The sequence below is a fragment of the Paracoccus actinidiae genome (genome assembly GCF_030863885.1).
Lineage (GTDB): Bacteria > Pseudomonadota > Alphaproteobacteria > Rhodobacterales > Rhodobacteraceae > Paracoccus > Paracoccus everestensis.
On sequence record NZ_CP132956.1, the window covers coordinates 805,786 to 830,697 of the forward strand.

Consider the following 24,912-nt stretch of genomic DNA (forward strand, 5'->3'; position numbering starts at 1 on the left):
TCATGTCCTATCTTGGCTACTCCGTCGCCCAGACACCGACCGGCATCCGCAAGATCCTGTATCTGAACTGGCCGCTGGTCTTCCTGATCGCCGCCGTGGCCTCGATCGGGTTCCTGATGCTGGTTTCGGTCGCCGGGGGCAGGGTGGACACCTGGGCCGAGCCGCAGATGTATCGCTTTGCCGCAGGCATGGTGATCATGATCGCCCTGGCCTTTGTGCCGATGTGGTTCTGGCGCGGCATTTCCATCCCCGCCTATGTCTGCTGCTTCCTGCTGCTGGTCGCGGTGGAACTGGTGGGCGAAATCGGCATGGGCGCGCAACGCTGGATCGACATCGGCCCGATCCGCCTGCAACCGTCCGAGCTGATGAAGATCTCGCTCGTGCTGCTGCTGGCGGCCTATTACGACTGGCTGGCCCCCCACCGGGTTTCACGGCCCTTGTGGGTGCTGATCCCGGTGGTCCTGATCCTGGCCCCGACGGCGCTGGTGCTGATCCAGCCCGACCTGGGCACCTCGATCATGCTGGTGGCAGGCGGCGGCATCCTGATGTTCGCGGCAGGCGTGTCCTTGTGGTATTTCGCCGCCGTGATCGCTGCCGCCGTGGGGCTGGTGGTGACCGTCCTGAAAAGCCGCGGCACGGACTGGCAGTTGCTCAAGGATTATCAGTTCCGGCGCATCGACACCTTTCTGGACCCGACCGCCGACCCTTTGGGCGCGGGATACAACATCATCCAAAGCCAGATTGCCCTGGGATCGGGCGGCTGGTCGGGGCGGGGCTTCATGCAGGGCACGCAATCGCGGCTGAACTTCCTGCCCGAAAAGCACACCGATTTCATCTTCACCGTCCTGGCCGAGGAATTCGGCTTCGTGGGGGCCATGTCGCTGTTGGGCCTCTACACCCTGATCATCGGCTTTTGCCTGTATTCCGCGCTGACCAACCGCGACCGTTTCGCGGCCCTGATCACCGTGGGCATCAGCGGGACGTTCTTTCTGTATTTCGCGATCAACATGGCGACCGTGATGGGGATGCTGCCCGCCAAGGGATCGCCCTTGCCGCTGGTCAGCTATGGCGGGACATCCTTGATGATCCTGATGCTGGGCTTTGGTCTGGTTCAGGCCGCCCATGTCCACAGGCCGCGATGATGCGCGTCCTGTTCGCCGCCCCCGATTCGCTGTGGCCCGACTGGGCGCCCGTCCTGACCCGGCTTGCCCCCGAGATGGACCTGGTGCGCGAGGCCGATCCCGCCAGCATCGACGCGATCATCTTTGCGCCGGGTGGCCCGGTCGGCGATTTGTCGCCCTTCGTGAACGCGCGTCTGGTGCAAAGCCTGTGGGCCGGGGTCGAACGCATCGTGACAAACCCCACGCTGACCCAGCCCCTGGCGCGGATGGTCGATCCCGGGCTGGCGCGGGGCATGGCGGAATATTGCACCGGCTGGGCGATGCGCGCACATCTTTGCATGGACGCCTATGCCCAGGATGGCGTCTGGCGCAACGACCTGACCCCGCCCCTGGCCGATGCCCGGCAGGTGACGATCCTGGGGATGGGAGAGCTTGGCCGCAGCGTGGCGGCGATGCTGGGCGGCATCGGCTTCCGGCTGGCTGGGTTCAGCGCCTCGGGCCGCGCGGTGCCGGGGGTGCGGGTCTTCGGTTCTGACGGCCTGGATCAGGCCTTGTCGCAGGCCGAGATCCTGATCACCCTTTTGCCCGATACACCGCACACCCGCGGCCTGCTGGATGCCGGCCGGCTGGCCCTGCTGCCCAAGGATGCCTGGCTGATCAATCCCGGACGGGGCACGGTGCTGGATGACGACGCGCTGCTGGCGGCCTTGGACAAGGGTCATCTGGGCCATGCGGTGCTGGATGTGTTCCGCGCCGAGCCGCTGGGCCCCCGCCATCCCTTCTGGTCCCATCCCCGCGTGACCGTCACCCCCCATATCGCCGCCGAAACCCGCGTGGAAACCGCCGCCCCCGTTGCGGTCGAAAATCTGCGCCGCGCCATGGCAGGCCGGCCGGTCCTGCATCTTGTGGACCGGCAGCGGGGTTACTAGGCTTCCCAACCAGTTAACTTTCGTTAACCCCCTGTCTGGATTTGCCTATTGCAGCATTTCTGCAAGGACCGCTATGTCTGGGCCATATGAACCTGCAACCCGGCTCCCTCATGACAGACGGCTCCCTCCGCCGCGTTCTGATGATCGAAACGCGTGATCTGCATGACCGCCTGGACCAGGCGATCGGCGTTTTCGACGAACCTGCGGACTATTGCGCCTTTCTGTCGGGCAGCTATGCCTTTCGCGCGGCCATCGAACCCGTTCTGGCCGATCAGGGCTGGCAGGTGCAGCGGCTTGCCCCCCTGATCGCGCAGGATCTGGCGGATCTGGACCAGCCGCGCCCCGACGTTCCCGCACCGCCTTCCCTTGCAAGCCCCGCCGCTCAGGCCGCCGCCTGCTATGTGCTGGAGGGATCGGCCCTGGGCGCGCGGCTGCTGGCGCGGCGCGCGGTAGACCAGGGGTTCACGGCGGATCACGGTGCCCGCCACCTGGCGGCGCAGACGGCATCGCCGCACCGCTGGCGGCAGTTCCTGGCCTGGCTGGAAGGGGCCGACCTTCCCGTGGCCCAGGCTGCATCCGCCGCGCGCGATGTCTTTGGGCTTGCGCTGCGGGCTTATGGCGTAAAGGCGCTTGCATGAACGAAAGCGCCGCCTTTGACGCATCCCTGGTCGGCAAGCCCATCGACCTGACCAATTGCGACCGAGAGCCGATCCACATTCCCGGCAGCATCCAGCCCCATGGCTGCCTTCTGGCCTGCGACAATGCCGCGCGCCGGGTGGTTTACCGTTCCGCCAATGCGGCGACGATGCTGAACCTGCCGGCCGATCCCCTGGGCCAGTCCCTGACCGAGGTGATCGGAGCCGATCACGCGCACAGGCTGCTCAACGCCCTGGCGATGTCGGGCCAGAACCCGCGCCCGGCCCTGGTTTTTGGCGTGCTGCTGAACGAACAGGTGCTGGACGTGACCATTCACCGCTTCCGGGGCCAGACCCTCATCGAGTTCGAGCCTGCCTCGGACCGGCTGGGGACGATCATCAGCCTGTCGCGCACGGTGATCGAACGGTTGCGCCGCACCGAGGACACCGAACGGCTGATCGCCCAGGCGGCGATGCTGATGCAGGCGCAACTGGGATACGACCGGGTGATGGTCTATCAACTGGGCGAGGACGGTGCGGGCAAGGTCGTGGCCGAGGCCAAGCTGGACGAACAGGAAAGCTTTCGCGGCCAGTATTTCCCGGCGGGCGACATTCCCCAGCAGGCCCGTGCCCTGTATCTGCGCAATCCCATTCGGGTGATCGGCGACGCGTCCTTTGTGCCGGTGCCGATCCTGGCCCAGGGACCGCAGGCCGAACCGCTGGACTTGTCCTATGCCCATCTGCGCAGCGTTTCGCCCATCCATTGCGAATACCTGCGCAACATGGGCGTGGCCGCGTCCATGTCGGTGTCGATCATCATCGACGGCGCCTTGTGGGGGCTGATCGCCTGCCATCATTACTCGCCCAAGGTGCTGACCATGGCCGACCGCGCGGCGGCGGAAATGGTGGGCGAGTTCTTTTCGATGCATCTGGACGCACTGACCCGCAAGCAGGCGCGCGACGCCGAACTGGCCGCGCGCCGGGCACTGGACGACCTGCTGGTCAATGTCACCCGGAACGAGGATGCGGGCCAGACCCTGCAAAGCCGGATGCCCGACCTGGCGGAACTGATCCCGGCCGAAGGCATCGCCATGTGGTTCGACGGCTGCTGGACCGCCCTGGGCCATGCCCCGGACGCCGCCCAGGCCGCGCCGATCCTGGCCCTGGCCGAAGGCTTGTCCGAGGCTCAGGTGTTTCATACCGACTGCCTGTCCGACCTGCTGCCCGATGCAGGTCCGTTGGATGTCGCCGGGGTGATGATCGTGCCCTTGTCGAAGCGGCCGCGCGATTTCCTGTTCTATTTCCGCAAGGAAGCCGTGCAGACGCTGGACTGGGCGGGCGATCCGAACAAGATCTATGCCACCGGCCAGTTCGGCGACCGCCTGACCCCGCGCAAGAGTTTCGCGATCTGGAAGGAAACCGTCCGCGGCAAGAGCCACCCCTGGTCCGAGGCCGACCGCCGCTTTGCCGAGGCGCTGCGCATCGCCGTGGTCGAGGTGCTGTTGTTCAACAATGAGGTTCTGGCCGACGAACGCACCCGCGCCGCCGTCCGGCAGCGCGTGCTGAACCAGGAACTGAACCACCGGGTCAAGAACATCCTGGCGATCATTCAGTCGCTGGTCAGCCGCAAGCCCAAGGACGACGAGGTTCTGGGCGATTACGCCGACGCCCTGCGCGGGCGCATCCAAGCCCTGGCCTTTGCCCATGACCAGGTGGTCCGCGACGACCAGGGCGGCTTGCTGGCCGACCTGCTGGGGGCGGAGCTTGGTCCCTATGCGGGCGACGGCAAGCCGATCCGGCTGGACGGGCCGGCGGTCGCCCTGGACGGTCGGGCCTTTTCGGTCATGGCGCTGATCCTGCACGAGATGGCGACCAATGCCGCGAAATACGGCGCCTTGTCGCGGCCAGGCGGTCATCTCTCGGTGGACTGGTCCCTCGACGGCGACGGTCATTGCCGCATCCGCTGGACCGAGGATGGCCTGGAAGGGCTGACGCCCCCGCAGCGGTCGGGCTTTGGCACCGCGCTGATCGAACAATCGCTGCCCTTCGACCTGGGAGGCAAGGCCCATATCGACTATCGCCCGCAGGGGATCGCCGCCGTTTTCACGCTGCCCGCCGATTTCGTGCGCCTTGCCGATCCGGGCCCTGCTGCCCGTGCGCGGCCCCAGGCGCCGGTCGTGGCGGCTGTCGGTCCCTTGTCCGGGCGGCGCGTGCTGCTGGTCGAGGATCAAACCCTGATCGCCATGTCGCTCGAGGCGGAATTGCAGGACAACGGCCTGCAGGTCACCGGACGCGCGGCCACGGTCGCTGCCGGCCTGGCCCTGATCAAGGCCGATCCGCCCGAACTGGCCGTCCTGGACGTGAACCTGGCGGACGAAAATTCCCTGCCCGTGGCCGAAGCCCTGCGCGCCCGCGCCATCCCCTTTGTCTTTGCCACCGGCTATGGCAGCGACATCGGCCTGCCCGACCGCTTTGCCAACACCCCCATTGTCAGCAAACCCTATCAGATCGGCGACATCCTGCGGAAACTGGCCGAGGCCGAAGCGCAGGCCCACTGACCCCCGGCGGGCGGGCAATCCCTGAACGCAAACCCGCCATGCGCACGCAATTATCGGGCTGTCTCGCATTCTCTTTCCGCAGTCTTTGCGATAGCGCAGGGTCTTTGGCGGGCATCTTCCGCGATGCCGCGCCGTTCCTGAACAAGCGGATCGACGAACCATGACTGATCAGACAATCCCCGCATCCCATGTTGCGCGTGCTGCCCCCGCCAATTCCCCGGCGCGGGTGCTGCTGGCCAGCCTGATCGGCACGACCATCGAGTTCTTTGACTTCTACGTCTATGCAACGGCCGCCGTGCTGGTCTTTCCGACGCTGTTCTTCCCGGCCAGCGATGCGACAACGGCGCTGCTGGCATCCTTTGCCACCTTTTCCATCGCCTTCTTCGCCCGGCCTTTCGGCGCGATCGTCTTTGGCCATTTCGGCGACCGGATCGGGCGCAAGGCCACGCTGGTCGCGGCGTTGCTGACCATGGGAATTTCCACCGTCATCATCGGCCTGCTGCCGACCTATGCCCAGATCGGCGTTGCCGCGCCCGCGCTGTTGGCGCTGTGCCGGTTCGGGCAGGGCTTCGGCCTGGGCGGCGAATGGGGCGGGGCCGTGCTGCTGGCGACCGAGAACGCGCCTGAAGGCAAGCGAAGCTGGTATGGGATGTTTCCGCAGCTTGGGGCGCCGGTCGGGCTGTTCCTGTCTTCGGGCTTTTTCTGGGTGCTTTTGCATTTCATGTCCCAGGAGGACCTGCTGGCCTGGGGCTGGCGGCTGCCTTTCCTGGCCTCGATCATCCTGATCGTCCTGGGCCTGTGGGTGCGCCTGTCGATCACCGAGACGCCGGAATTCGCCGAGGCCGTCAAGCGCGACCAACGCGTATCCGTTCCCGTGGTGGAACTGTTCCGCAATCACAAGCGCAGCCTGTTCCTTGGCACATTCGTGGCGCTTGTGACATTCGTTCTGTTCTATATCTGCTCGGCCTGGCTTTTGTCCTATAACGTCAAGGTCCGGCAGATCGCCTTCATGGACGCCCTGCTGATGCAGCTCTATGGCTCGGTCATCTTCGGGCTGGCGATCCCGCTGGCTGGCAAGATCGCCGATGCGACAGGGCGGCGTCCGTTCCTGGTGGTGGTCACGATCCTGATCGGCGGCTTTTCCTTTTTCCTTGCGCCGCTGATGGGCGGCGGGCAGGGCGGGCTTTATGCCTTTGTTACCGTCGGCATGTTCCTGATGGGCCTGACTTATGGAGTGATCGGCGCCGCCCTGGTCGCGCCCTTTCCGACGCGGGTGCGCTATACCGGGGCGTCGATCACCTTCAACTTCGCGGGGATCTTCGGGGCCTCGCTGGCACCCTATGCCGCGACCTGGTTGCAGCAAACCTATGGGTTGTCCCATGTCGGCTATTATATGCTGGCGGCATCGGTGATCACGCTGGCCTGCATCCTGGCCTCGGGACGCGACGAGGTTTGAAGCCGAGCGCGGCAGGAAGCCTGAGCGACTTGCGCAGGCGGCAGGCGTTCACGGTGCCGATCGGAGTTATCGGCGTCGTGCTGTTCTGGCTGTTGCACCTGCCGCTGCCGTTCCTGTTCGGGCCGATGATCGCATCGCTGGTGGCAGCCATGGCGGGCGTGCGGCTGGCAGGGCTGGGCCAGGCCACGGTTGCGGCGCGGTCGGTGCTGGGCGTGGCCATCGGCGCATCAGTCACGCCCGCCCTTGTGGCCGAACTGCCCACGATGCTGGCGTCGGTGGCGATCATCCCCTTTTATGTCGCGGCCATCGGTCTGGTCGGGGTGCCGTTCTTTCGCCGTTTTTGCGGCTTTGACCTGGTCACGGCCTTTTATGCCGCCATGCCCGGCGGGGCCGCCGACATGACCATCTTCGGGGCCGAGGCGGGGGCCAATATCCGCCAGGTGTCGCTGGTCCATGTCACGCGGCTGCTGGTCATCATGATCGTCGGGCCGCTGGTGCTGGTGGGCATCTATGGGGTCGAACTGACGCATCCGGTGGGCCAGCCCGCCGCCGACATCCCGTGGCGCGAACTGGCGGTCATGGTTGCCGCCGCCCTGCTGGGCTGGAAGGCGGCGGAACGCGCAGGACTGTTCGGCGCGGCGATCCTGGGCCCGCTGATCGCCGCCGCCGTCCTGTCGCTGGCGGGCGTGTTGCATATGCGCCCCCCGCAAGAGGCGCTGCTGGCCGCGCAATTCCTGATCGGGATGGGCATCGGCGTAAGTTACGTCGGCGTCACGATGCGCGAACTGCGCGAAACCGTCGCGGGCGGTGCGGTCTTTGTGCTGATCCTGGCGGTGATCGCGGGCGCGGTGACGGAATTCGTGACCCTGACCGGCCTTGCGCCCCCGGTCGAGGGCTTTCTGGCCTTCATGCCCGGCGGCCAGGCCGAGATGTCGATGCTGGCGCTGATCGCGGGCGCCGACCTCAGCTTTGTGGTGGTTCATCACATCACGCGGGTGATCCTGGTGCTGACCGGCGCGCCGATCCTGTTCAGGCTGCTCCGCCGCCGCGGGCGCGGCTGACCCCAGCGGATACCCCGCCCCCTCAGGCCAGCGTTTGCCGCAGCACCGCGATTAGATCGTGGAACCGGTCCCCTTGCACGATCACATGATCGCGCAGCGCCCGTGCCGCGCCATCGCCATCGCCCTTGCCGATCGCCGCGACAATGGCGTCATGTTCCGCGAACGACCGGCCCATGCGATTGCGAACCTGCAACTGCATCCGGCGATAGGGTTGCAGCATGGCGTGCAGGCGCGCGGCTTCCTGCATCAGAAAGGCATTGTGGGTGGCACGATAGATGCAGTGGTGGAAATCCGAATTGCGGGCGTAATAGGCCTCGATCTCGCCCGCCTGGGCCAAGCGGCGGCAGTCGTCATGGACCTGCCGGAAGGCGTCCAGTTCCGCGTCGTTGATGCGGCGGGCGGCCAGGCGGCCGCAGCTTGCCTCGACCTCGGCCATGACCTCGAAGCGTTCGGCCAGTTCCGCAGGCGTCCATTGGCTGACGAATGTCCCGCGCTTGGGCATGACGCGGACCAGGCCCGAGGCTTCAAGCTGCTGGAACGCCTCGCGGATGGGGGTGCGTGAACAGTCGAATTCCTGTTCCAATGCCTCGGGGTCCAGACGCGTGCCGGGAAGGTATCGGCCCTGGACAATGGCGTCCTCAAGCGCGCGCCTGATCCGCAAAGTGGTCGGAACACTGGCCAATGCCGTTTCTCCCGTCGCTGCCCACAGCATAGCCAAGCAGCAATGAAACATCCATCAGCAATCCTGTTATATACAACACATCCTGTTTGGCGTATAAAACCTGCGGGAGGAGGATTCGTGTGGAGGCGGATCCCCGACGCAGATCATGCAGGAAAAGGGGAAACGCCGCATGACACCACATCTGATTTCCATCTATGCGCTAGTGCTGATGTTCGTGATCGCGACCATCTGGCCGATCAACATGGGCGTCCTGGCCTTTGTCGGCGCCTTTCTGGTCGGCACGCTGCTGGCCGCGCAGACCACCAAGGATATCATCGCCGGCTTTCCGGGCGGGTTGTTCCTGACCCTGGTCGGTATCACCTGGCTGTTCGCCCTGGCGCAGAACAACGGCACGATCGACTGGCTGGTGCGCATGGCCGTGCGTGCGGTCAAGGGCCGGATCGGCGCGATCCCCTGGATCATGTTCGGGATTTCGGCGCTGCTGACGGCGGTGGGCGCGGTCAGCCCCGGTGCGGTCGCCATTGTGGCGCCCATCGCCCTGGGCTTTGCCTTCCGCTATCACATCAGCCCGCTGCTGATGGGCTTGATGGTGGTGCATGGCGCGCAGGCCGGGGGATTTTCGCCCATCAGCATCTATGGCGGCATTACCAACGGCGTCGTGCAGGAAGCGGGTCTGCCCTTGTCGGCGCTGACGACCTTTGCGGCCAGCTTCTTTGTCAACGCGGCGGTGGCGGCGATCCTGTTTATGGTCCTGGGCGGGCGGCAGTTGATGACCGCGCGGTCCGGCGCCGTGGAAACCGTGCGCGTCCCGCATATCGAAATCGCCCGGGCAGCCACCGGCCCCCAGATCTTTGGCGACAGCGAGGCCGAGGCGCTGAGCCGCCGCATCGGCGAGGAAGCGGGCGGCGATTCCAACCGCCTGGTGGCCGAGGTCGAGGAAGGCAACCAGCCCGACGGCACGCCTTATCAGATCTTCACCCTGGCGGGTCTGGCGCTGCTGGCGGTGCTGGTTCTGGCCTTCAACCTGGATATCGGCTTTGTCGCGCTGACCATCGGCCTTGCGCTGGCGTTGTGGAACCCGACCATGCAGAAACGCGCCATGGCGCAGGTCGCCTGGCCGGAAATCATGCTGATCACCGGCGTGTCCACCTATGTCGCGGTGCTGCAGGCCATGGGCACCATCGACTTCGTGGGCGACAGCGTGGCGGGCATGGCCTCGCCCCTGCTGGCGGCCTTGATGCTGTTCTTCATCGGCGCGGTGGTGTCGGCATTCGCGTCGTCCACGGCGGTGCTGGGATCGCTGATCCCGCTGGCCGTGCCTTTCCTGCAAGGCGAAAGCGGCGTCGGCGCCATCGGCTTCATCGCCGGGATGGCGGTCGCGTCCACCATTGTCGATGTCAGTCCGTTTTCCACCAATGGCGCCCTGGTCCTGGCCAACGCGCATGGCACTGACCGGCAGGCCTTCTTCCGCAAGCTGCTCAGCTATGGCGCCATCGTCACCGTCGTGGCACCGGTGGTGCTGTGGCTGATCTTCGTCGTGCTGCCGGGCTGATCCCGGCGGCCTTTCTCAAGGAGAGCGCCGTGACACGGACCGCGCAGACCCCCCGCACGAACCGCTTCGGCGATCTGTTCGACATGCTGACCGACCGGGGCCGCGCCCTTCTGCGCTGGCGCGACCCCGCGGGCCGTGTCACCACCCCGCCCGGGCTGCCCGAGATGGGCGAGCTGTTGCTGTCCCGGCGGGGCGAGGCGTCGGGCGTGGCCTTGGCCCGCGCCCTGGTCACGGCCTTCCAGGACGCGGACGAAGCGAAACGGCTGGAGTTCCTGACGGCCCTGGCGGACCACTTCGGTCCCGATCCCGATGCCGTCCGCAAAGCTGTCGAGGCGCTGCGCGACAACCGCTCCGTCGAGGCCATCGAGGCGCTGCACGATGCCGCCGAACCCCGCCGCCAGGAACTGTTCCGCCGCCTGAACCTGGCCCCCGGCGGCACGGCGGCCCTTGTGCGGATGCGAGAGGAACTGCTGCGCCATCTGAAGGACAGCCCCGGTCTGCGCCGGGTGGACAGCGATTTCGCGCATCTGTTCGCGTCATGGTTCAACCGGGGCTTTCTGTCGCTGCGACATATCGACTGGAACACCCCTGCCGCGATCCTGGAAAAGATCATCCGATACGAGGCCGTCCACGCGATCCAGAACTGGGACGACCTGCGCAATCGCCTGCAACCGACCGACCGGCGCTGTTACGGATTCTTCCACCCGCAGCTGGTGGACGAGCCGCTGATCTTCGTCGAGGTCGCGCTGACCCGCGACATTCCCGACACCGTGGCGCCGCTGCTGGATCTGGACCGAAAGCCCATCGACGCGGACCAGGCCAGCACGGCGGTGTTCTATTCCATCTCGAACACGCAGCGGGGACTGGCAGGGGTGTCCTTTGGCAATTTCCTGATCAAGCAGGTGGTCGAGGAACTGAAGGCCGAACTGCCCGACATCCGCACCTTTGTCACCTTGTCGCCGGTGCCGGGCTTTGCCGCCTGGCTGGAAAAGGCGCGGGCGGAGGGCGACCTGCTGGACGACGATCTGCGCGCCGCCCTGAAACCCCTGGACCAGCCGGGCTGGCACGTGGACCGCGATGCCGCGCAGGTGCTGCGCGAACCGTTGCTGGCCGCGGCCGCGATCTATTTCCTGCGCGCCCGCGACGCTAAGGGCCGTGCCGTCGATCCCGTCGCACGATTTCACCTGGGCAACGGCGCCTGCCTGGAGCGGCTGAATTTCGGAGGCGACGTATCGGCCAACGGCTTGAAGCAATCGCACGGGCTGATGGTCAACTACCTGTACGACCCCGACCGGATCGAGGCCAATCACGAGGCATTTGCCGAACGCACGGAAATCGCCGCGTCGGATGCAGTCCGCCGCCATTTGCCCGCGCGTGCCACCACGAAGGAAAAGCCATGAACGCCAACCTGTTCCACATCCTTGAAACCGGCGTCACGGACGCCCGCGCCGCCGCCATCGAGACCGCCGGTGGCGAGCGGATCAGCTATGCCGATCTGGTGGCGCGCGCGGGGCGGATGGCCAATGCGCTTGTGTCCCTAGGCGTTGCGCCGGGCGACCGGGTGGCCGCGCAGGTGGAAAAGTCGGTCGAGGCGATCATCCTTTATCTGGCCACCGTGCGCGCGGGCGCGGTCTTCCTGCCGCTGAACACGGGCTATACGCCCGCCGAGATCGACTATTTCATCGGCGACGCGACACCGGCGGTCTTTGTCTGCGATCCCGCCCGGGCCGATGCGCTGTCGGATGCCGCCGCACGGGCAGGCGCGCGAATCATGACGTTGGACTCGGACGGGAAGGGCAGTCTGACGGAGGCCGCCGCCAGGGCCTTGCCCGATTTCGCGACCGTCCCGCGCGAGGCCGATGATCTGGCGGCGCTTCTATACACCTCGGGGACCACCGGGCGCAGCAAGGGCGCGATGCTGACCCATGGCAACCTGGTGTCGAACACCCAGGCGCTGCAGGATGCCTGGCGCTATACCGCCGATGACGTGCTGATCCATGCCTTGCCGATCTTTCACACGCACGGGCTGTTCGTGGCGACCAACGTGACGCTGTTTTCCGGCGCCTCGATGATCTTCCTGCCCAAGTTCGACCCCGACCGGATCATCCAACTGATGGACCGTGCGACGGTGCTGATGGGCGTGCCCACTTTCTATGTCCGGCTGTTGCAGGACGACCGGCTGGACCGCAACGCAACCGCGCGGATGCGCCTGTTCATTTCCGGCAGCGCGCCGTTGCTGGCGGAGACGCACCGCGAATGGCAGGCGCGCACCGGTCACGCGATCCTCGAACGATACGGGATGACCGAGACGAACATGAACGCGTCCAACCCTTATGAGGGCGACCGGATCGCGGGCACCGTGGGAATGCCCCTGCCCGGGGTCGAGATCATCGTGACCGATCCCGACACCGGCGCGGACCTGCCGCAGGGCCAGATCGGCATGATCGAGGTGCGCGGCCCCAATGTCTTCAAGGGATATTGGCAAATGCCGGAAAAGACCGCTGCCGAGTTGCGCGACAACGGCTTTTTCATCACCGGCGACCTGGGGAAATTCGATGAACGCGGCTATCTGCACATCGTCGGGCGCGGCAAGGATCTGATCATCACCGGCGGCTACAACGTCTATCCCAAGGAGATCGAGACGGAAATCGACGCGCTGCCCGGCGTGACGGAATCCGCCGTGATCGGCCTGCCCCATGGCGATTTCGGCGAGGCCGTGACGGCGGTTGTTGTGCCTGCCACGGCCAATGCCCTGTCCGAGGGGGAGGTGCTGGCGTCGCTTGACGGGCGGCTGGCGAAATTCAAGCAGCCCAAGCGTGTGCTGTTCGTGGACGAACTGCCCCGCAACACCATGGGCAAGGTGCAAAAGAACCTGCTGCGCGACCGATACGCCAGCCTTTATGCGTAGGGTGCGTACTTGCACGCACCGCTCTGACGCCAAAGGTGCGTGACATCACGCACCCTACGGCGTGCGGGCCAGAAGCGCGCGAAGCTGCGACGGGAACAGTTGCAGGATCAGCGTTTCCGTCATGGCCGTGCCGCCGTGATCGACATAGGCGCGCAGGTCGATCGGCGCATCGCCCGTGTCATCGAAGGACAGGTCGAACAGCGCCCGCCAGTAATCCGTGCCCACGACGGGATAGACGGCGGTGTTCGACACCCGGGCCTGCGCCGTCGATACGGCAACGGCCAGCCCGTCCTGCCGGGTCAGCCCCTGAAGGTTCGGCCCGGCAAAATCGCAGACGATCTTGACCACCCCCTTGGGCCGGGGCTGGCCCGGCACCCCGCCCGCGCCGATGCGGGTGGCGGTGAAATGGGCAATGGGGCTGACAGCAGGGTTGTCGCGCACCCATTCCAGGCGATAGGCGAAATCGTGGCTCTGGCCCGCTGCCGTGGGGCCGGAAGGCTGCCAGAAGGCCACGATATTGTCGTGAATTTCGTCATCCGTGCGCAATTCGGTCAGCACCACCGAGCCGCTGCCCCAATCGCCCTGCGGCGTGATCCAGGCGCTTGCGCGCCGGTCATAGAAAACCCCGTCGTCCTGGTATTGCGCGAAATCCCGTTCCCGCTGCATCAGCCCGAACCCCGTGACCGATGGGGCGGCAAAGCTGTTCACCATGGTTCCCGGCGGGTTGTTCAGCGGCCGCCAGATCCGTTCGCCGCTGGCGGCCAGAATTTCCAGCCCGTCGGAATCATGCACCTCGGGGCGCCAGTCGGGGGCCACATGGGGCGTGTTCTTGCCGAACCAGAACATCGAAGTCAGGGGCGCGATCCCCAGCCGTTCCACCGCGTCGCGCAGAAACACCGTGGCGGTGATGTCCTGCGCCACGCCCTTGCCGCGCCGCGATTCGATGCGATAGGCGCCGGTCGCGCTGGGGCTGTCCAGCAGCGCAAAGGCGGTCAGATCGCCGTTTTCCGCCGGTTCCAGCCAGAAATGGGTGAACAGCGGAAACTCCTCGGGGCCGTCCGGGATCGCGGTGTCGATAGCAAGGCCGCGCGCGGACAGGCCGAACTGCCCGCTATAGCCCGACGTGCGCCAATAGGACGCGCCCAAAAAGGCCATCCAGTCGATCTTCGTGTCTGCGTCCTGGACCCGAAAGCCAGCGAATCCCTTGGTGCGGGTCAACTGGCGGGCCGGATGGCCTTCGGGGATGTCGAACAGGTCCAGCGAAAACGGCACCTCGGCCGCCATGCCATCCTTGACCGCGAAGATCCGGACGGGATTGCGGAAATACCTGCCCGGGAAAAAGGCCTGCACCGGCGAGACATCGCCTTGCCCCTGCCACAGGCTGCGGTCGGAACGGAAACGCACCTGATTATGCCGGTCGTAATCCACCTGGTCCAGGATTTCGGGATCGGCGATCTCCTCGGGGGCATAGGGTTTCGCAGCCAGGTCGCGCGCCATGTCCCGAAGCCGGTCAAAGGAAAATGGCTGGCTTTCCCCCGCCGCGTCCTGCGCCTGTGCCAGATGCGGCAACAGAAAGAACGCCCCGCCGCCCAGGGCGGCTTGCAGCAGGTGGCGGCGGTGGAAACGGTCGCTCGACATGAAAACCCGGTGGCTGGCATTTGCGCGGCAACAAATGTTTGCTTCTGGCGCAAATGCAAGCCCGAGCGCGAAGGTCGGCGGTCCCTTGCCATCGCATTGGGCAGGCACGCCAAGGCAATGCCGCCCGTTTGGCCGAGCCGCAGGCTGCGGCCCGGCCATGGGGTCACCAGATGAAGTCGTCGTTGTCCAGTTGATTCAGGCGCGTATCCTCGATCACCAGGGTGTTGCCGCCAGCGCGGATCACGACATCCGCTCCGTCTTGGCTGGCAGCCGAACGGATGCTGGCAAAGCTGTCGAAGCGGGCAAAATAGGAAACGTCGATTTCGTCGTCGCCGTTCTCGAAATCGGTGATCCGGTCGGTGCCGCCGTTGAAGACAAAGCGGTCGGCCCCTTCACCTCCGGCCATCACGTCGTTGCCGGCCCCGCCGTTCAGCACGTCGTTGCCTTCGCCGCCGATCAGCCGGTCGTTGCCTGCCTGGGCCAGCAGCACGTCGTCGCCTTCGCCGCCGCGCAGGATGTCGTTGCCCGCGCCCGACGTCATGCGGTCGTTGCCTTCGCCCCCGTCAATCGTGTCGCGCCCGTCCCCTGTGACGGCGTTGTCATTGCCCTCGCCCAGGGTAACCGCGTTATTGCCGCCGCCCGCGCGGACGGTGTCGTTGCCTTCGCCGGCATTGATACGGTCGCTGCCCCCGTCGGCCCAGATGACATCGTTGCCCGATCCGCCCCAAAGGACATTGTTGCCTGATCCACCCCGGATCTGGTCGTTGCCTTCGCCGCCGTCGATGGTGTCGTTTCCGCCCCCGCCCGACAGGGTGTCGTCGCCCGACCGGCCAAAGATCAGGTCGGCCAGGGTCGTGCCATTGTATCGGTTGTCGCCGTCGTTTCCGCGATAGGTCGCCATGTCAGTTTCTCCTGCAAGGGCGGTAAGGGGAAAGGCCGCGCTGCTCGCCCGTGGCAGCTGCGTCCCGTCAGGCGGGGCGGGCTGCACCCCGCCGTTACCGCCTGATGCAGCGTTTACGAGACAGGGCCGTGACTATTCCCGGCGGCGTGAAAATTTTCGGGCGGAACAGCAAAAAGGCCTCCTTGGGGGCCTTTGCGCCGCGATAGGTCGGCCGACGCGCTATTCTGCCAAGGCCGCCGCCTCGTCTTCCGGGGTCAAGGGATCGCCCGCGCCGGTCCTGGACAGCCATTCATCCAGTGCCGCGATGTCGCCGGATGCGGGGACATAGCCATCCATGGCCGTCATGTCGCTGGCGAACTGGCGTTGCCAGCCATCGCCGCCGCGGCAGGCGACGCTGACCGTCAGGCTTGCATCCTGCGCGGTTTCGTATTCCCGGCAGAAGGCACCATCCGCCGTGCGATAAGACGCGATCATCGTCAGGTCGCGCCCGTCCCCAAGCTCTATCCCCTGACCCGAGGGCAGGCTGTCCAGTGCCGCGACCTCTGCCTGCGGCAGGTCCGAGGGTGCGCCCCCGATCTGCCACCAGCCAAGCCCCACCACGGCCAAGGCCATCGCCGCAGCAAGCGCCGCCCAGGGCGCGCGGTTGGTATTGGCAGGCCCGGGGGCCGCCGTCGGGGTGACCGTGGCCTGGGCTTGGGCCTGGGCCGCGCTGCCCGCCGCGCGAATGCGGGCGATCAGGTCCTTGTCGGAAGGCACCGCCGGGGCAGCCGAGGACAAGGCCTTCAGCCGTGCCCGCGATTCGCTGAACAGCCGCAGCCGGGCCTGGGCCTCGGGGTCGTCGGCAATGGCCGCGGAAATGCGGGCGGCTTCGGCCTGCCCCAACTCTCCGTCGGCCAGGGCCATCAGGGTTTCGTCGTCAATCTGCACGGCCTGATCCTCTTGAACAGGTATCGTTGAAATACGCGTGGCCTGTCATCTTATTCCCAGCCTGTCCGACAGCGCCAGCCGGGCGCGGGACAGGCGGCTCATCACCGTGCCCTTGGGAATGTCCAGAACGGCGGCGGCTTCGGCATAGCTCAGTTCCTCGATGCAGATCAGGTGCAGGATCTCGGCCTGCTCGGGGGGCAGGGACTTCATGGCATCCTGGGTGGCGCGCAGCATCAGGCGTGCCTCGACGGCGCGATCGTTGTCATCGGGCAAGGCCTCGGGAATGTCGAAGACGTCGACCTCGACCCCCTGGGTGCGCTGGCGTCGCGTCACGTCGATAAAGGCGTTGCGGGTGATGCGGAACAGCCAGGGTTCCAGCCGCGCCGCCGGGTCATAGCTGGCGGACGCCCGGATTGCGCGTTCCACCGTGGTCTGGACCAGATCGTCAGCCAGATCGGCACGCCGGGCCAGCGACATGGCATAGCGGCGAAGATTGGGCAAAAGCCGGATCAGGGCCTCGCCGAAAGCTGCGTCCATGCCACCCCTCTTGGATTTTACGCGTTCCGGGGGAATATTTGCGGGTCTGTCGCGTCGATGTCCAGAAACGAACTGTCCAAGGGGACCGACCATGCCGAACCCGATGCTGTTTCTTGCCCTGGTGCTGCTGACCCTGATCAGCCAGCCGCAGGTCCAGTCCGATGGCTGGTCGCTGATCGCCACGGCCCTGGCGGACGACGACGGCGATGATGATGATGACGACGATGACGACGATGACGACGACCGGGTCGTCCGCCCGTCCCGTCCCGCCCCGGCGGCCCCCACGCCCTTGCCCACGCGCGCGGAAAACGAGGTTCTGGCCCGTGGCCTGTCCGACGCCGACCTTGCCGCCTTGCAGGCCGAAGGCTTTGCGCTGCTGCAAAGCCGCGTCCTGTCAGGCGGCGACAGCCTGGCGCGGTTGTTGAAGCCCGCCTCCCTGACCATGGATCAGGCCCGCGACAGGGTGCGCGATCTGGCCACCGGGGCAAGTGCCGATTTCAACCATTTCTATCGCAGCGAACAGGCGGGTGCGGGCACGCGCTGCGACACCGCCGATTGCCTGGCCCGCGACATGATCGGCTGGCCCGCAGGGCTGTCGGGCTGCGCCGCCTTGCCGCGCATCGGCATGGTCGATACCGGCCTGAACGCCGGTCACGCGGCCTTGTCGGACGCGAAAATTCGTGTCCACCGCATCGACACCCAGGCGCCGCCATCCGACCTGCTGCACGGCACCGCCGTGGCCGCGCTTCTGGTGGGCGACGGGGACAGCCGCAGCCCCGGCCTGGTTCCGGGGGCCGAACTGATCGCAGTCGATGCCTTTCAGAAGGTCGCCCAGGATCAGCGCGCCGACGCCTTTGCCCTGATCGAGGCTCTGGATTACTTGACAGCCCAGGACGTGCGGATCGTCAACCTGTCGCTGGCCGGGCCGCCGAATGCCGCGCTGGCCCGGCAGATTGCGCAAATGGCGGCGGAAGATATCCTGATGATCGCGGCGGCGGGCAATGGCGGTCCCCGGGCCGCGCCTGCCTATCCGGCGGCCTATGACCCGGTGCTGGCCGTCACGGCGGTCGATCGGCGGGGCCAGGTTTATCGCCGCGCGAACCGGGGCGAACACATCGACCTGGCCGCGCCGGGGGTGAATGTCTGGACGGCGGCCTCGATCAGCGGGGCGCGGACCAAGACCGGCACCTCCTTTGCCGCGCCCTTCGTGACGGCGGCGGCGGCGCTGATCTGGCAGCGCGACCCGTCGATGACGGCTGCGGATCTGCGCGACAGGCTGCGCAATGCGGCGCGCGATCTGGGACCGGACGGGCGGGACGCCATCTTCGGCGCCGGCCTGATCGCGGCCCCGCCGCCCTGCTGAGGGGGTTTTGGCAGGGCGCGCGGGTCATGCGACACCTGCCGCATGGGACGTTTTGTCTGGATGATATGCCTTTGCCTTGCCGGTCCTGCGGCGGCCCAAGGTCTGCGTATCGCCACCTATGATCCCGGTCTGACCCGCAAGGGACCGGGATTGCTGCTGCGCGATATCCGCCGGGCCGATCCGCAGGTTCTGGCCGCAGCCCGGGTGATTGCGGCGGCGGCACCCGATGCGATTCTGCTGACCGGGATCGACTGGGACCACGACGGGCTGGCATTGTCGGCCTTTGCCGAGGTGTTGGACCAGGCGGGCCACCCGATGCCGCACCGCTTCGCCGCCCGCCCGAACAGCGGAATGCCGACCGGGCTGGATCTGGACGGCGACGGGCGGGCCGGCGGGGCGGATGATGCGCAGGGCTTTGGCCAGTTCAGCGGCCAGAATGCCATGGCGGTCCTGTCGCGGCTGCCCTTGGGATCGGTCGCGGACCATTCGACGGCCTTGTGGCGCGATCTGCCGGGCAACCTGATGCCGCCCTCGGCGCCCGAAAGCCAGCGCCTGTCGTCCACCGCCCATTGGGACCTGCCGGTCCTGACCGATGCGGGTCCGCTGCACCTGCTGGCCTGGTCGGCCACCCCGCCGGTCTTCGATGGTCCCGAGGATCTGAACGGCCGCCGCAACCATGACGAGGCCGCCTTTTGGCTGCACCACCTGCCGGATGCGCCCTTTGTCCTGCTGGGCAATCCCAACCTGGATCTGGCCGATGGCGATGGCCGTGCGCAGGCAATGACCGCGCTGTTGGACCAGGCCCGTGATCCCCGGCCAAAGGGGGCTTTCCAGCCCGACCAGACCGGGGCCAATGCGGGGCAAAAGGGGGATCCGGCCCTGGATACGGCGGTCTATGACCCCGGCGGGCTGGGCAACCTGCGCGTGGATTACATCTGGCCTGCCAAGGCGCTGCGTGTCACGGACAGCGGGGTGATCTGGCCGGCGCCGGACGATCCGCTGGCCCCGGCAGTCGAGGCCGCGTCGAATCATCGGCTGGTCTGGGTGGATATCGAATGGGGGCCGGCGGCGGAACAAGCCGAGCCTTGAGGCTGGCGAAAAAGGGCAGGGTGAAATCCCCCTGCGCCGCCATATTGCCCGCAAGGCGGGGCTCTCTCTCGTTGACATCCAATGGGTTGCGCCGCGCCCTTTGCATGGCGCGTTCCGCCATCTCTGCTGCGCCCAAGGTTCAGTACCCCGGCCCCTTCTCCTCTGCGCGGCGGGCCGCCGACAGGGTCAGCAGGACCTCGGCCCGGCCGAATTCGCGGGCGGCGTCACGGCGGGCGGCGTCGAAACGCGGCAGCATCCGCGCGACCTCGGCCTCGGCCTGGTGCAGTTCGCGGGCGCTGCGGCCCGCCTGGGCATTGGCGATGCGCGCCTCGGCCACGGACAAGGGCGCGGTGCTGCGATAGCTTTGGTCAAGCGCGGTGCGCATGGCCCCCGCATGGTTCTGGGCCTGCGTCATATGCAGGCTGAAGGCCGCGAAGCGTTTCAGTTCGCGTTCCGCCTTGATCCGGGCGATGCGTTCCAGTTGCGCCAGCTTGTCGCTGTTCTTCACCACCCGGCCCTTGCCTTTTCGCGCATCTTTTCGGCAAACCGGATCGCGGCCGCAACGGCGGCGAACTGTTCGCGGCGGATTTCCTCACCCACCTCGACCGTGGCGTGGATCGCGCGGGCGCAGGGCGGGTCTGAAAAGATCGGCACCTTGTTGTCGCGCGCGCGTTCGCGGATCCGGGCCGCGACCTCGTCCGTGCCCTTGGCCAGGCAGACCGGCGCCCGCCCGCTGCCGCGTTTCCACTCCAGGGCCACGGCGTAATGGGTTGGGTTCACGATTACCACGTCGGCACGCGCGACATCGGCCAGCATCTGCTTGGTGGCAATCTCGACGGCACGCTGGCGGCGGGCGGCCTTGAAGTGCGGATCGCCTTCGGAATCCTTGTATTCGTCCTCCATCTCCTTGCGGGTCATGCGGTTCTTGCGGCGGTGGTCGAATGATTGCCAACCCATGTCCAGCCCCGCGAACAGGACCGAGATCGCAAGCGCCAGGGCCAGCACCCGTCCCAGCAGCACGCCCAGATCGGCGATCCAGCGATCCCCCGCCAGCGGGCTTGCCATCAGATGGCCCAGAAGCGCGCGGAACAGGAACCACCCGCCCGCGCAGACAAACGCCACCTTGCCCAGCGAGATCGCGAAATTGACCAGCCCCGACTTGCCGAACTTCTGCGACGCCGTCTTCATCGGGTTGATGCGGTTCATGTCGAATGCCAGCTTTCCGGGCGCGAAGACCAGCCCGCGCGCCCCGATCAGGGCCACGACCATCACCAGTGACGGCACGGCGGCAAGCGCCAGCACCGCCCAGCCCGCGTATTGGCCAAGCGCAACGGCCACGGTCCCGGTCGCACCGGGTGCCCACCCCTCGGATCCCAGCGCGCGCATGGACATCGACAGCCAGGCCTTGACCGCAAAGCCCCCGCCGACCGCGAAGGCCAACCAGACACCCAGATACATCGCCGCCACATTCAGTTCTGCCGACCGGGGAATGTCGCCTTTTTCGCGCGCCTTGCGCAGCTTCTGGTCGGATGCCTCGAAGGGCTTGTCGTCGTTTTCCTCGCTCATGGCGCCCCTGGAAGCACATGGCCCAGAATCGCGTCGGCCCACAGCGCGATCAGCACCGGCGCCAGCATGGCAAGCGCCGCCAGGGCCAGCATGATTGCCGCAGGCGATCCGATGAAGATCACCGGCAGGGCAGGCATAACGCGGTTGATGACGCCCGACAGCGCCTGGAACATGAATCCGCCCAGGGTAAAGGGCGCGGCCAGCAGCATCGCGATCCAGAAGCTGCGGGCGACAAGCCGGATCGCCTCGGCCGCCAGGCCATCGGCATCGGGCCAGCCCCCGGGCGGCCAGATCGCCAGACTGTCGGCCATCAGTTGCACCAAAAGGATCGGCAGGCCCAGGGCCATCAGCACCGCAAGCCCGGCCAGGTGGACCAGGTTGCCAATGGGATGGGGCGCGGCCTCGTTCTGGCCACCCACCAGTTGCGACAGCGACGCCGTGGCCGCAATGGCAGAGGTCGCGATGTCCAGCGACAGCGCCAGCAGCCGCAGTCCCATTCCGGCCGCCAGCCCGATCAGCGTTTCGCCCGCGGCCTGGCCCAGGGTGGACAAGGTATCGGCGGGCGGCAGGGCGGGCGGCACCAGTCCCGCCAGCATCGGCGTGACGGCCATGGCGGCGGCCGCGCGCACGCGGACCGGAACCACCCGTTCGCCCAGTCCCGGCAGGACCAGGACCAAGGCCTGGACGCGAAGATAGACCAGCACCCATGTCCAGCCAAAGCCCGGCAGCACTTGGGAAAGCCCGTCCCACATCACCCGACCTCGATGGTGCCGACCAGTCGCAGTTCGGCGCCGGGATCGATCTCCTCAAGCCCCAGGACGGGCAGGGCGATGCCGTTCGATCCCAGAACCGCGCGCAGCATCCGCCGCCGGTGATCGGGCGCGACCAGCACGGTCTGCAGCGCGGGCTCGACGGTGGCCATGGCGCGGCGTGCGGCCTCCAGCAGCTTGCGGGACAAGGCGGGGGTCATGGCGCCGCCGCCCGCGCGGCCTGTCTCGGTGTCGGCGCGGACGAACTCGGCCTCCCATGCGGGATGCAGTTGCAGGGCGGAAACGCCGCCCGCCGGATCGCTGTATTGCTGGGTGATCTGGCCCCGCAGCCGCTTGCGGACCAGTTCATAGATCATCTCGACCGAATCGATGCCTCGGAATTCGGCCATTGCGTCGACGATCAGCGGCAGGTTGCGGATCGAGACCTTTTCATCCAGCAGCGCGCGCAGCACCGCCAGCAGCGTTTCGGGCGAAACCTTGTCGGGGATCATGCCGTCGAAATAGCGCCGGTTGCGTTCAGCCCGCGCGCTGTCAGACAGGGTCTTCAACTCCTCGATCTGGCGCTGCATGGCGCCCAGAGTCAGCAGGGACGACAGGTTGGCCTTGACGACCTCCATCAGGTGGGTGGACAGAACCTCCATGGGGGTGACGACCGTGGCTCCTTGCGTTGCGGCATCGTCTTGGGCGTCGCGGTCGATCCAGCGGGCGGGGCTGAGGTAAACGGGTTCGCGCACCGCATCGCCCTGCAGACCCTGCAGGACGTGGTCGGGACCAAGCGCCAGGATCGCGCCGGGCCGCAGGCTGCCGCGCCCGCGCACGACGCCGTGGATGCGTATCTGGTAGTCGCCGGGATACAGGTCGTCGGTGTCGGTGATGCGCACGTCAGGCAGGATCAGGCCATAGGCGCGGGCGATGTGGATGCGCAGGTTGGTGATCCGGCTGCCCAGACCCCGCGCCTGGTCAAGCGCGATCAGCACCAGATCGGTGCCGATTTCCACGCTGATCTCGTCGGTGTCCAGCACGTCGCCGATCCGGGCGGCAGGGCGCGGGGCAGAGGTTTCTGGCGGCAGGTCGGGCAGGGCCGTCGAGGCCAGGACGGCTTTGCGGTGCAGCCGCCAGCCGCAATAGGCCATGGCCCCCGCGAATGCCAAAAACAGCAGCCGCGGCATTCCCGGCACAAAGGACATCAGCACCATCGCGGCCGCGACAACCGAAACGGGTTGCCAGCCGCGGATCAACTGGCTGGAAAGCAGCCGCGCGGTCGTGTCGGTGGCACCCCCCCGCGACAACAGCAGCGCCGCCGCCATCGAGGTGATGACGGCAGGGATCTGGCCCACCAGCCCGTCGCCAATGGTCAGGTGGGAATAGGTGGCCATTGCCTCGCCGACCGGCATTCCATGCGACAGGATGCCGATCCCCAGGCCCACCAGCAGGTTGACCAGGGTGATGACGATGCCCGCCACCGCATCGCCCTTGACGAATTTGGAAGCGCCGTCCAGCGAGCCGAAGAAGTTGATCTCCTGCTGGTCGCGCTGGCGGCGGGTCTTGGCCTCCTGGTGGTCGATGGCGCCGGCATTCAGGTCCGCGTCGATGGCCATCTGCTTTCCGGGCAGCGAATCCAGGGCAAAGCGCGCCGCGACCTCGGCCATGCGGCCGGAACCCTTGGTGATGACCATGAAGTTCACGATGGAGATCACGGCAAAGACCGTCAGCCCGACCATCAGCGACCCGCCCGCGACAAAGCTGGCGAAGCCGTTGATGATATGGCCGGCCGCCTCCGTGCCGGTATGGCCTTGGGTCAGGATCAGCCGGGTGGACGACACGTTCAGAGACAGCCGGATCACCAGCGTCACCAGAAGCAGCATCGGAAAGGCCTGGAAATCGGTGGGGCGTTCCACAAGGGACGCCATGACCAGGATCAGCACTGCCGCCGCGATCGACAAGGCAAAGCCGAAATCCAGGATCGCGGGCGGCAGCGGGATCACCATCGAGATGACGATCAGCACCAGGCACCCGGTCACAAGGACCGAGGTGTCGAAGGATTTCAGGCGATTGGCGCGCAGAACGGCGGTCATTCGGCACCTGCCTTTGCCGGGGCGGGGTCCAGAATGTCGGACAGCGCCCAGGGATCGCTGGTCAGAAGCCCTGCCCGGCGCAGGAAGACCAGGGCCTGAAGGCGCGCCTCGGGCGGCATCCGCATCAGCCGGGCGCGATAGTCCGGGGGCAGGGGTTCCCCGTCCAGCAGCCAGCCCGTCGCCTCGTCCGCCAGGGCGGCGGCATCGGGCAGCAGGGCCGGATCGGCCGGGGCGCTGCCCGACAGCGCGATCACCATCACCATCGCCCCAATCATCATGCGGCCTTCTTCAGGTCGCGCAACGCGGCTTCCAGCGTGTTAAAGCTGGGGCGGACATGATCGGGCACGGTCTGGCGCCCGACCTCGACGCACAGGGTGGTGGCGTGCTGGTGCAGGCCCGCGATCAGCACCGACTTGATCACGTCGAAGAAGGCCAGATCCTGCTTGATGACGCCGCCCAGCCTGCCTGCCAGGGGCGCCACGAAGCCATAGGCCAAGAACACCCCCAGGAAGGTGCCGACCAGGGCGCCGCCGATCATGCCGCCCAGCACGGCGGGCGGCTGGTCGATCGCGCTCATGGTCTTGATGACCCCCAGGACGGCTGCGACGATCCCAAGCGCGGGCAGGGCGTCGGCCATGGTTTGCAGCGCGTGGGGCACGTGCATCGCGTCCTCGCGCAGGCCTGCCAGGCGGCGCGACAGCATATCCTCGACCTGATAGGGATCGTCATAGTTCAGGCTGGCCGATCGCAGCGTGTCCGCGATCAGCGAGACGACCTCGTGATCGGCCAGAAGCCGGGGATAGGCCGTGAAGATGGGCGATTCGGTCGGGTTCTCGATATGCTGCTCCAGGGCCACGGGGTTTTCGCGCGCGATCTTGAGCAACTGGAACATCAGGCACAGCACATCCTGATGGTCGGATTCGGTCCATTTCGGCCCTTTGAAGGCCTGGATGATCCCTTTCGGGGTATGTTTCAGCGTATGGCCGTCGTTGGACAACAGATAGGATCCGATGGCGGCGCCGCCGATCATCATCATCTCGAAGGGCAGCGAGTGCGTGATCACCCCCATCTTGCCCCCGGCCAGGATATAGCCGCCAAAGACCATGGCGAAGGTGACGACGATTCCGACGATGCCGAACATGGC

At 66.7% G+C, this 24,912-nt stretch carries 22 protein-coding genes; 11 read left to right on the forward strand and 11 right to left on the reverse strand.

The window, feature by feature from the left end:
* The first annotated feature begins 2 nt into the window (after positions 1-2).
* From rodA to Q5701_RS04070, 6 genes are all read left to right on the forward strand, one after another.
* Complete coding sequence (gene rodA, locus Q5701_RS04045) at positions 3-1,142, forward strand: rod shape-determining protein RodA (RefSeq protein WP_306753885.1); 1,140 nt, start codon at positions 3-5, stop codon at positions 1,140-1,142.
* Positions 1,139-2,050, forward strand: a complete 912-nt coding sequence (locus Q5701_RS04050; protein WP_306753886.1) for a 2-hydroxyacid dehydrogenase — start codon at positions 1,139-1,141, stop codon at positions 2,048-2,050. The genes rodA and Q5701_RS04050 overlap by 4 nt, the downstream gene beginning before the upstream one ends.
* A gap of 140 nt (positions 2,051-2,190) precedes the next feature.
* Positions 2,191-2,688, forward strand: coding sequence for a biliverdin-producing heme oxygenase (locus Q5701_RS04055; RefSeq protein WP_306753887.1), 498 nt, complete (start codon positions 2,191-2,193; stop codon positions 2,686-2,688).
* Entirely contained in the window at positions 2,685-5,243 is a 2,559-nt protein-coding gene (locus tag Q5701_RS04060; protein ID WP_306753888.1) for an HWE histidine kinase domain-containing protein, read from the forward strand. Before Q5701_RS04055 ends, Q5701_RS04060 begins: the two co-directional genes overlap by 4 nt.
* Positions 5,244-5,403: 160 nt before the next feature.
* Positions 5,404-6,699, forward strand: a complete 1,296-nt coding sequence (locus Q5701_RS04065) for an MFS transporter (RefSeq protein ID WP_306753889.1) — start codon at positions 5,404-5,406, stop codon at positions 6,697-6,699.
* Positions 6,700-6,752: 53 nt separating this feature from the next.
* Positions 6,753-7,760, forward strand: a complete 1,008-nt coding sequence (locus tag Q5701_RS04070) for an AbrB family transcriptional regulator (RefSeq protein WP_306753890.1) — start codon at positions 6,753-6,755, stop codon at positions 7,758-7,760.
* Positions 7,761-7,782: 22 nt separating this feature from the next.
* Here the strand turns inward: Q5701_RS04070 and Q5701_RS04075 are convergent, their stop codons facing one another.
* Positions 7,783-8,493 (reverse strand): GntR family transcriptional regulator, encoded by a 711-nt coding sequence (locus tag Q5701_RS04075; protein ID WP_373568615.1) that lies wholly within the window; start codon positions 8,491-8,493, stop codon positions 7,783-7,785.
* 118 nt (positions 8,494-8,611) lie between these two features.
* Here Q5701_RS04075 and Q5701_RS04080 point away from each other — a divergent pair, with 118 nt between their 5' ends.
* The 3 genes from Q5701_RS04080 (at position 8,612) to Q5701_RS04090 (ending at position 12,902) form a co-directional block, all read left to right on the forward strand.
* Positions 8,612-9,994 (forward strand): SLC13 family permease, encoded by a 1,383-nt coding sequence (locus tag Q5701_RS04080; protein WP_306753891.1) that lies wholly within the window; start codon positions 8,612-8,614, stop codon positions 9,992-9,994.
* An 83-nt stretch (positions 9,995-10,077) separates the two neighbouring features.
* On the forward strand, positions 10,078-11,394 hold the full coding sequence (locus Q5701_RS04085) for a malonyl-CoA decarboxylase (protein WP_373568645.1): 1,317 nt from the start codon (positions 10,078-10,080) through the stop codon (positions 11,392-11,394).
* A complete protein-coding gene (locus Q5701_RS04090) occupies positions 11,391-12,902 on the forward strand; it encodes a malonate--CoA ligase (protein WP_306753895.1) in 1,512 nt (503 codons plus the stop codon). The genes Q5701_RS04085 and Q5701_RS04090 overlap by 4 nt, the downstream gene beginning before the upstream one ends.
* Before the next feature lie 54 nt (positions 12,903-12,956).
* Here the strand turns inward: Q5701_RS04090 and Q5701_RS04095 are convergent, their stop codons facing one another.
* The 4 genes from Q5701_RS04095 to Q5701_RS04110 all read right to left on the reverse strand — a co-directional run bounded on the left by Q5701_RS04095 (position 12,957) and on the right by Q5701_RS04110 (position 16,905).
* Positions 12,957-14,540: an OpgD/OpgG family glucan biosynthesis protein gene (locus Q5701_RS04095; RefSeq protein ID WP_306753896.1), complete on the reverse strand. Its 1,584-nt coding sequence runs from the start codon at positions 14,538-14,540 to the stop codon at positions 12,957-12,959.
* A 163-nt stretch (positions 14,541-14,703) separates the two neighbouring features.
* The gene (locus tag Q5701_RS04100; protein WP_306753899.1) at positions 14,704-15,441 is read right to left on the reverse strand and encodes a calcium-binding protein; all 738 of its coding nucleotides are present in this window, start codon (positions 15,439-15,441) and stop codon (positions 14,704-14,706) included.
* A 219-nt stretch (positions 15,442-15,660) separates the two neighbouring features.
* Positions 15,661-16,368, reverse strand: coding sequence for an anti-sigma factor family protein (locus Q5701_RS04105; RefSeq protein ID WP_306753901.1), 708 nt, complete (start codon positions 16,366-16,368; stop codon positions 15,661-15,663).
* A 45-nt stretch (positions 16,369-16,413) separates the two neighbouring features.
* Positions 16,414-16,905: an RNA polymerase sigma factor gene (locus tag Q5701_RS04110; protein WP_306753902.1), complete on the reverse strand. Its 492-nt coding sequence runs from the start codon at positions 16,903-16,905 to the stop codon at positions 16,414-16,416.
* A gap of 103 nt (positions 16,906-17,008) precedes the next feature.
* On the opposite strand from Q5701_RS04110, the gene Q5701_RS04115 reads away from it, so the two are divergent.
* Together Q5701_RS04115 and Q5701_RS04120 are read left to right on the forward strand one after the other, a co-directional pair.
* Positions 17,009-18,268 carry a S8 family serine peptidase gene (locus tag Q5701_RS04115; RefSeq protein ID WP_306753903.1) on the forward strand — a complete coding sequence of 420 codons (1,260 nt, stop codon included), beginning with the start codon at positions 17,009-17,011 and terminating at the stop codon, positions 18,266-18,268.
* 42 nt (positions 18,269-18,310) lie between these two features.
* Entirely contained in the window at positions 18,311-19,357 is a 1,047-nt protein-coding gene (locus tag Q5701_RS04120; protein ID WP_306753904.1) for an endonuclease/exonuclease/phosphatase family protein, read from the forward strand.
* Positions 19,358-19,496: 139 nt separating this feature from the next.
* Here the strand turns inward: Q5701_RS04120 and Q5701_RS04125 are convergent, their stop codons facing one another.
* Genes Q5701_RS04125 through motA form a run of 6 tightly spaced genes read right to left on the reverse strand, consistent with a single transcriptional unit; the run spans position 19,497 to position 24,909 of the window.
* Positions 19,497-19,865, reverse strand: a complete 369-nt coding sequence (locus Q5701_RS04125; RefSeq protein WP_306753905.1) for a hypothetical protein — start codon at positions 19,863-19,865, stop codon at positions 19,497-19,499.
* Complete coding sequence (gene flhB / locus Q5701_RS04130) at positions 19,862-20,923, reverse strand: flagellar type III secretion system protein FlhB (protein WP_306753907.1); 1,062 nt, start codon at positions 20,921-20,923, stop codon at positions 19,862-19,864. The genes Q5701_RS04125 and flhB overlap by 4 nt, the downstream gene beginning before the upstream one ends.
* On the reverse strand, positions 20,920-21,675 hold the full coding sequence (locus Q5701_RS04135) for a flagellar biosynthetic protein FliR (protein ID WP_306753908.1): 756 nt from the start codon (positions 21,673-21,675) through the stop codon (positions 20,920-20,922). The genes flhB and Q5701_RS04135 overlap by 4 nt, the downstream gene beginning before the upstream one ends.
* Positions 21,675-23,768, reverse strand: coding sequence for a flagellar biosynthesis protein FlhA (locus Q5701_RS04140; RefSeq protein ID WP_306753910.1), 2,094 nt, complete (start codon positions 23,766-23,768; stop codon positions 21,675-21,677). Before Q5701_RS04140 ends, Q5701_RS04135 begins: the two co-directional genes overlap by 1 nt.
* Complete coding sequence (locus Q5701_RS04145) at positions 23,765-24,046, reverse strand: hypothetical protein (protein WP_306753911.1); 282 nt, start codon at positions 24,044-24,046, stop codon at positions 23,765-23,767. Before Q5701_RS04145 ends, Q5701_RS04140 begins: the two co-directional genes overlap by 4 nt.
* Positions 24,043-24,909 carry a flagellar motor stator protein MotA gene (gene motA, locus Q5701_RS04150; RefSeq protein WP_306753912.1) on the reverse strand — a complete coding sequence of 289 codons (867 nt, stop codon included), beginning with the start codon at positions 24,907-24,909 and terminating at the stop codon, positions 24,043-24,045. Before motA ends, Q5701_RS04145 begins: the two co-directional genes overlap by 4 nt.
* Positions 24,910-24,912 lie beyond the last annotated feature (3 nt).

Bases quoted from the DNA above. Each gene is read 5' to 3' on its own strand.
- Q5701_RS04145 (WP_306753911.1), bottom strand. From the start codon at position 24,046: ATGATGATTGGGGCGATGGTGATGGTGATCGCGCTGTCGGGCAGCGCC.
- Q5701_RS04115 (WP_306753903.1), top strand. From the start codon at position 17,009: ATGCTGTTTCTTGCCCTGGTGCTGCTGACCCTGATCAGCCAGCCGCAG.
- Q5701_RS04060 (WP_306753888.1), top strand. From the start codon at position 2,685: ATGAACGAAAGCGCCGCCTTTGACGCATCCCTGGTCGGCAAGCCCATC.
- motA (WP_306753912.1), bottom strand. From the start codon at position 24,909: ATGTTCGGCATCGTCGGAATCGTCGTCACCTTCGCCATGGTCTTTGGC.
- Q5701_RS04135 (WP_306753908.1), bottom strand. From the start codon at position 21,675: ATGTGGGACGGGCTTTCCCAAGTGCTGCCGGGCTTTGGCTGGACATGG.
- Q5701_RS04080 (WP_306753891.1), top strand. From the start codon at position 8,612: ATGACACCACATCTGATTTCCATCTATGCGCTAGTGCTGATGTTCGTG.
- Q5701_RS04075 (WP_373568615.1), bottom strand. From the start codon at position 8,493: ATGTTTCATTGCTGCTTGGCTATGCTGTGGGCAGCGACGGGAGAAACG.
- flhB (WP_306753907.1), bottom strand. From the start codon at position 20,923: ATGAGCGAGGAAAACGACGACAAGCCCTTCGAGGCATCCGACCAGAAG.
- rodA (WP_306753885.1), top strand. From the start codon at position 3: ATGTCCTATCTTGGCTACTCCGTCGCCCAGACACCGACCGGCATCCGC.
- Q5701_RS04095 (WP_306753896.1), bottom strand. From the start codon at position 14,540: ATGTCGAGCGACCGTTTCCACCGCCGCCACCTGCTGCAAGCCGCCCTG.
- Q5701_RS04065 (WP_306753889.1), top strand. From the start codon at position 5,404: ATGACTGATCAGACAATCCCCGCATCCCATGTTGCGCGTGCTGCCCCC.
- Q5701_RS04110 (WP_306753902.1), bottom strand. From the start codon at position 16,905: ATGGACGCAGCTTTCGGCGAGGCCCTGATCCGGCTTTTGCCCAATCTT.
- Q5701_RS04120 (WP_306753904.1), top strand. From the start codon at position 18,311: ATGGGACGTTTTGTCTGGATGATATGCCTTTGCCTTGCCGGTCCTGCG.
- Q5701_RS04085 (WP_373568645.1), top strand. From the start codon at position 10,078: ATGCTGACCGACCGGGGCCGCGCCCTTCTGCGCTGGCGCGACCCCGCG.
- Q5701_RS04100 (WP_306753899.1), bottom strand. From the start codon at position 15,441: ATGGCGACCTATCGCGGAAACGACGGCGACAACCGATACAATGGCACG.
- Q5701_RS04090 (WP_306753895.1), top strand. From the start codon at position 11,391: ATGAACGCCAACCTGTTCCACATCCTTGAAACCGGCGTCACGGACGCC.
- Q5701_RS04050 (WP_306753886.1), top strand. From the start codon at position 1,139: ATGATGCGCGTCCTGTTCGCCGCCCCCGATTCGCTGTGGCCCGACTGG.
- Q5701_RS04055 (WP_306753887.1), top strand. From the start codon at position 2,191: ATGATCGAAACGCGTGATCTGCATGACCGCCTGGACCAGGCGATCGGC.
- Q5701_RS04140 (WP_306753910.1), bottom strand. From the start codon at position 23,768: ATGACCGCCGTTCTGCGCGCCAATCGCCTGAAATCCTTCGACACCTCG.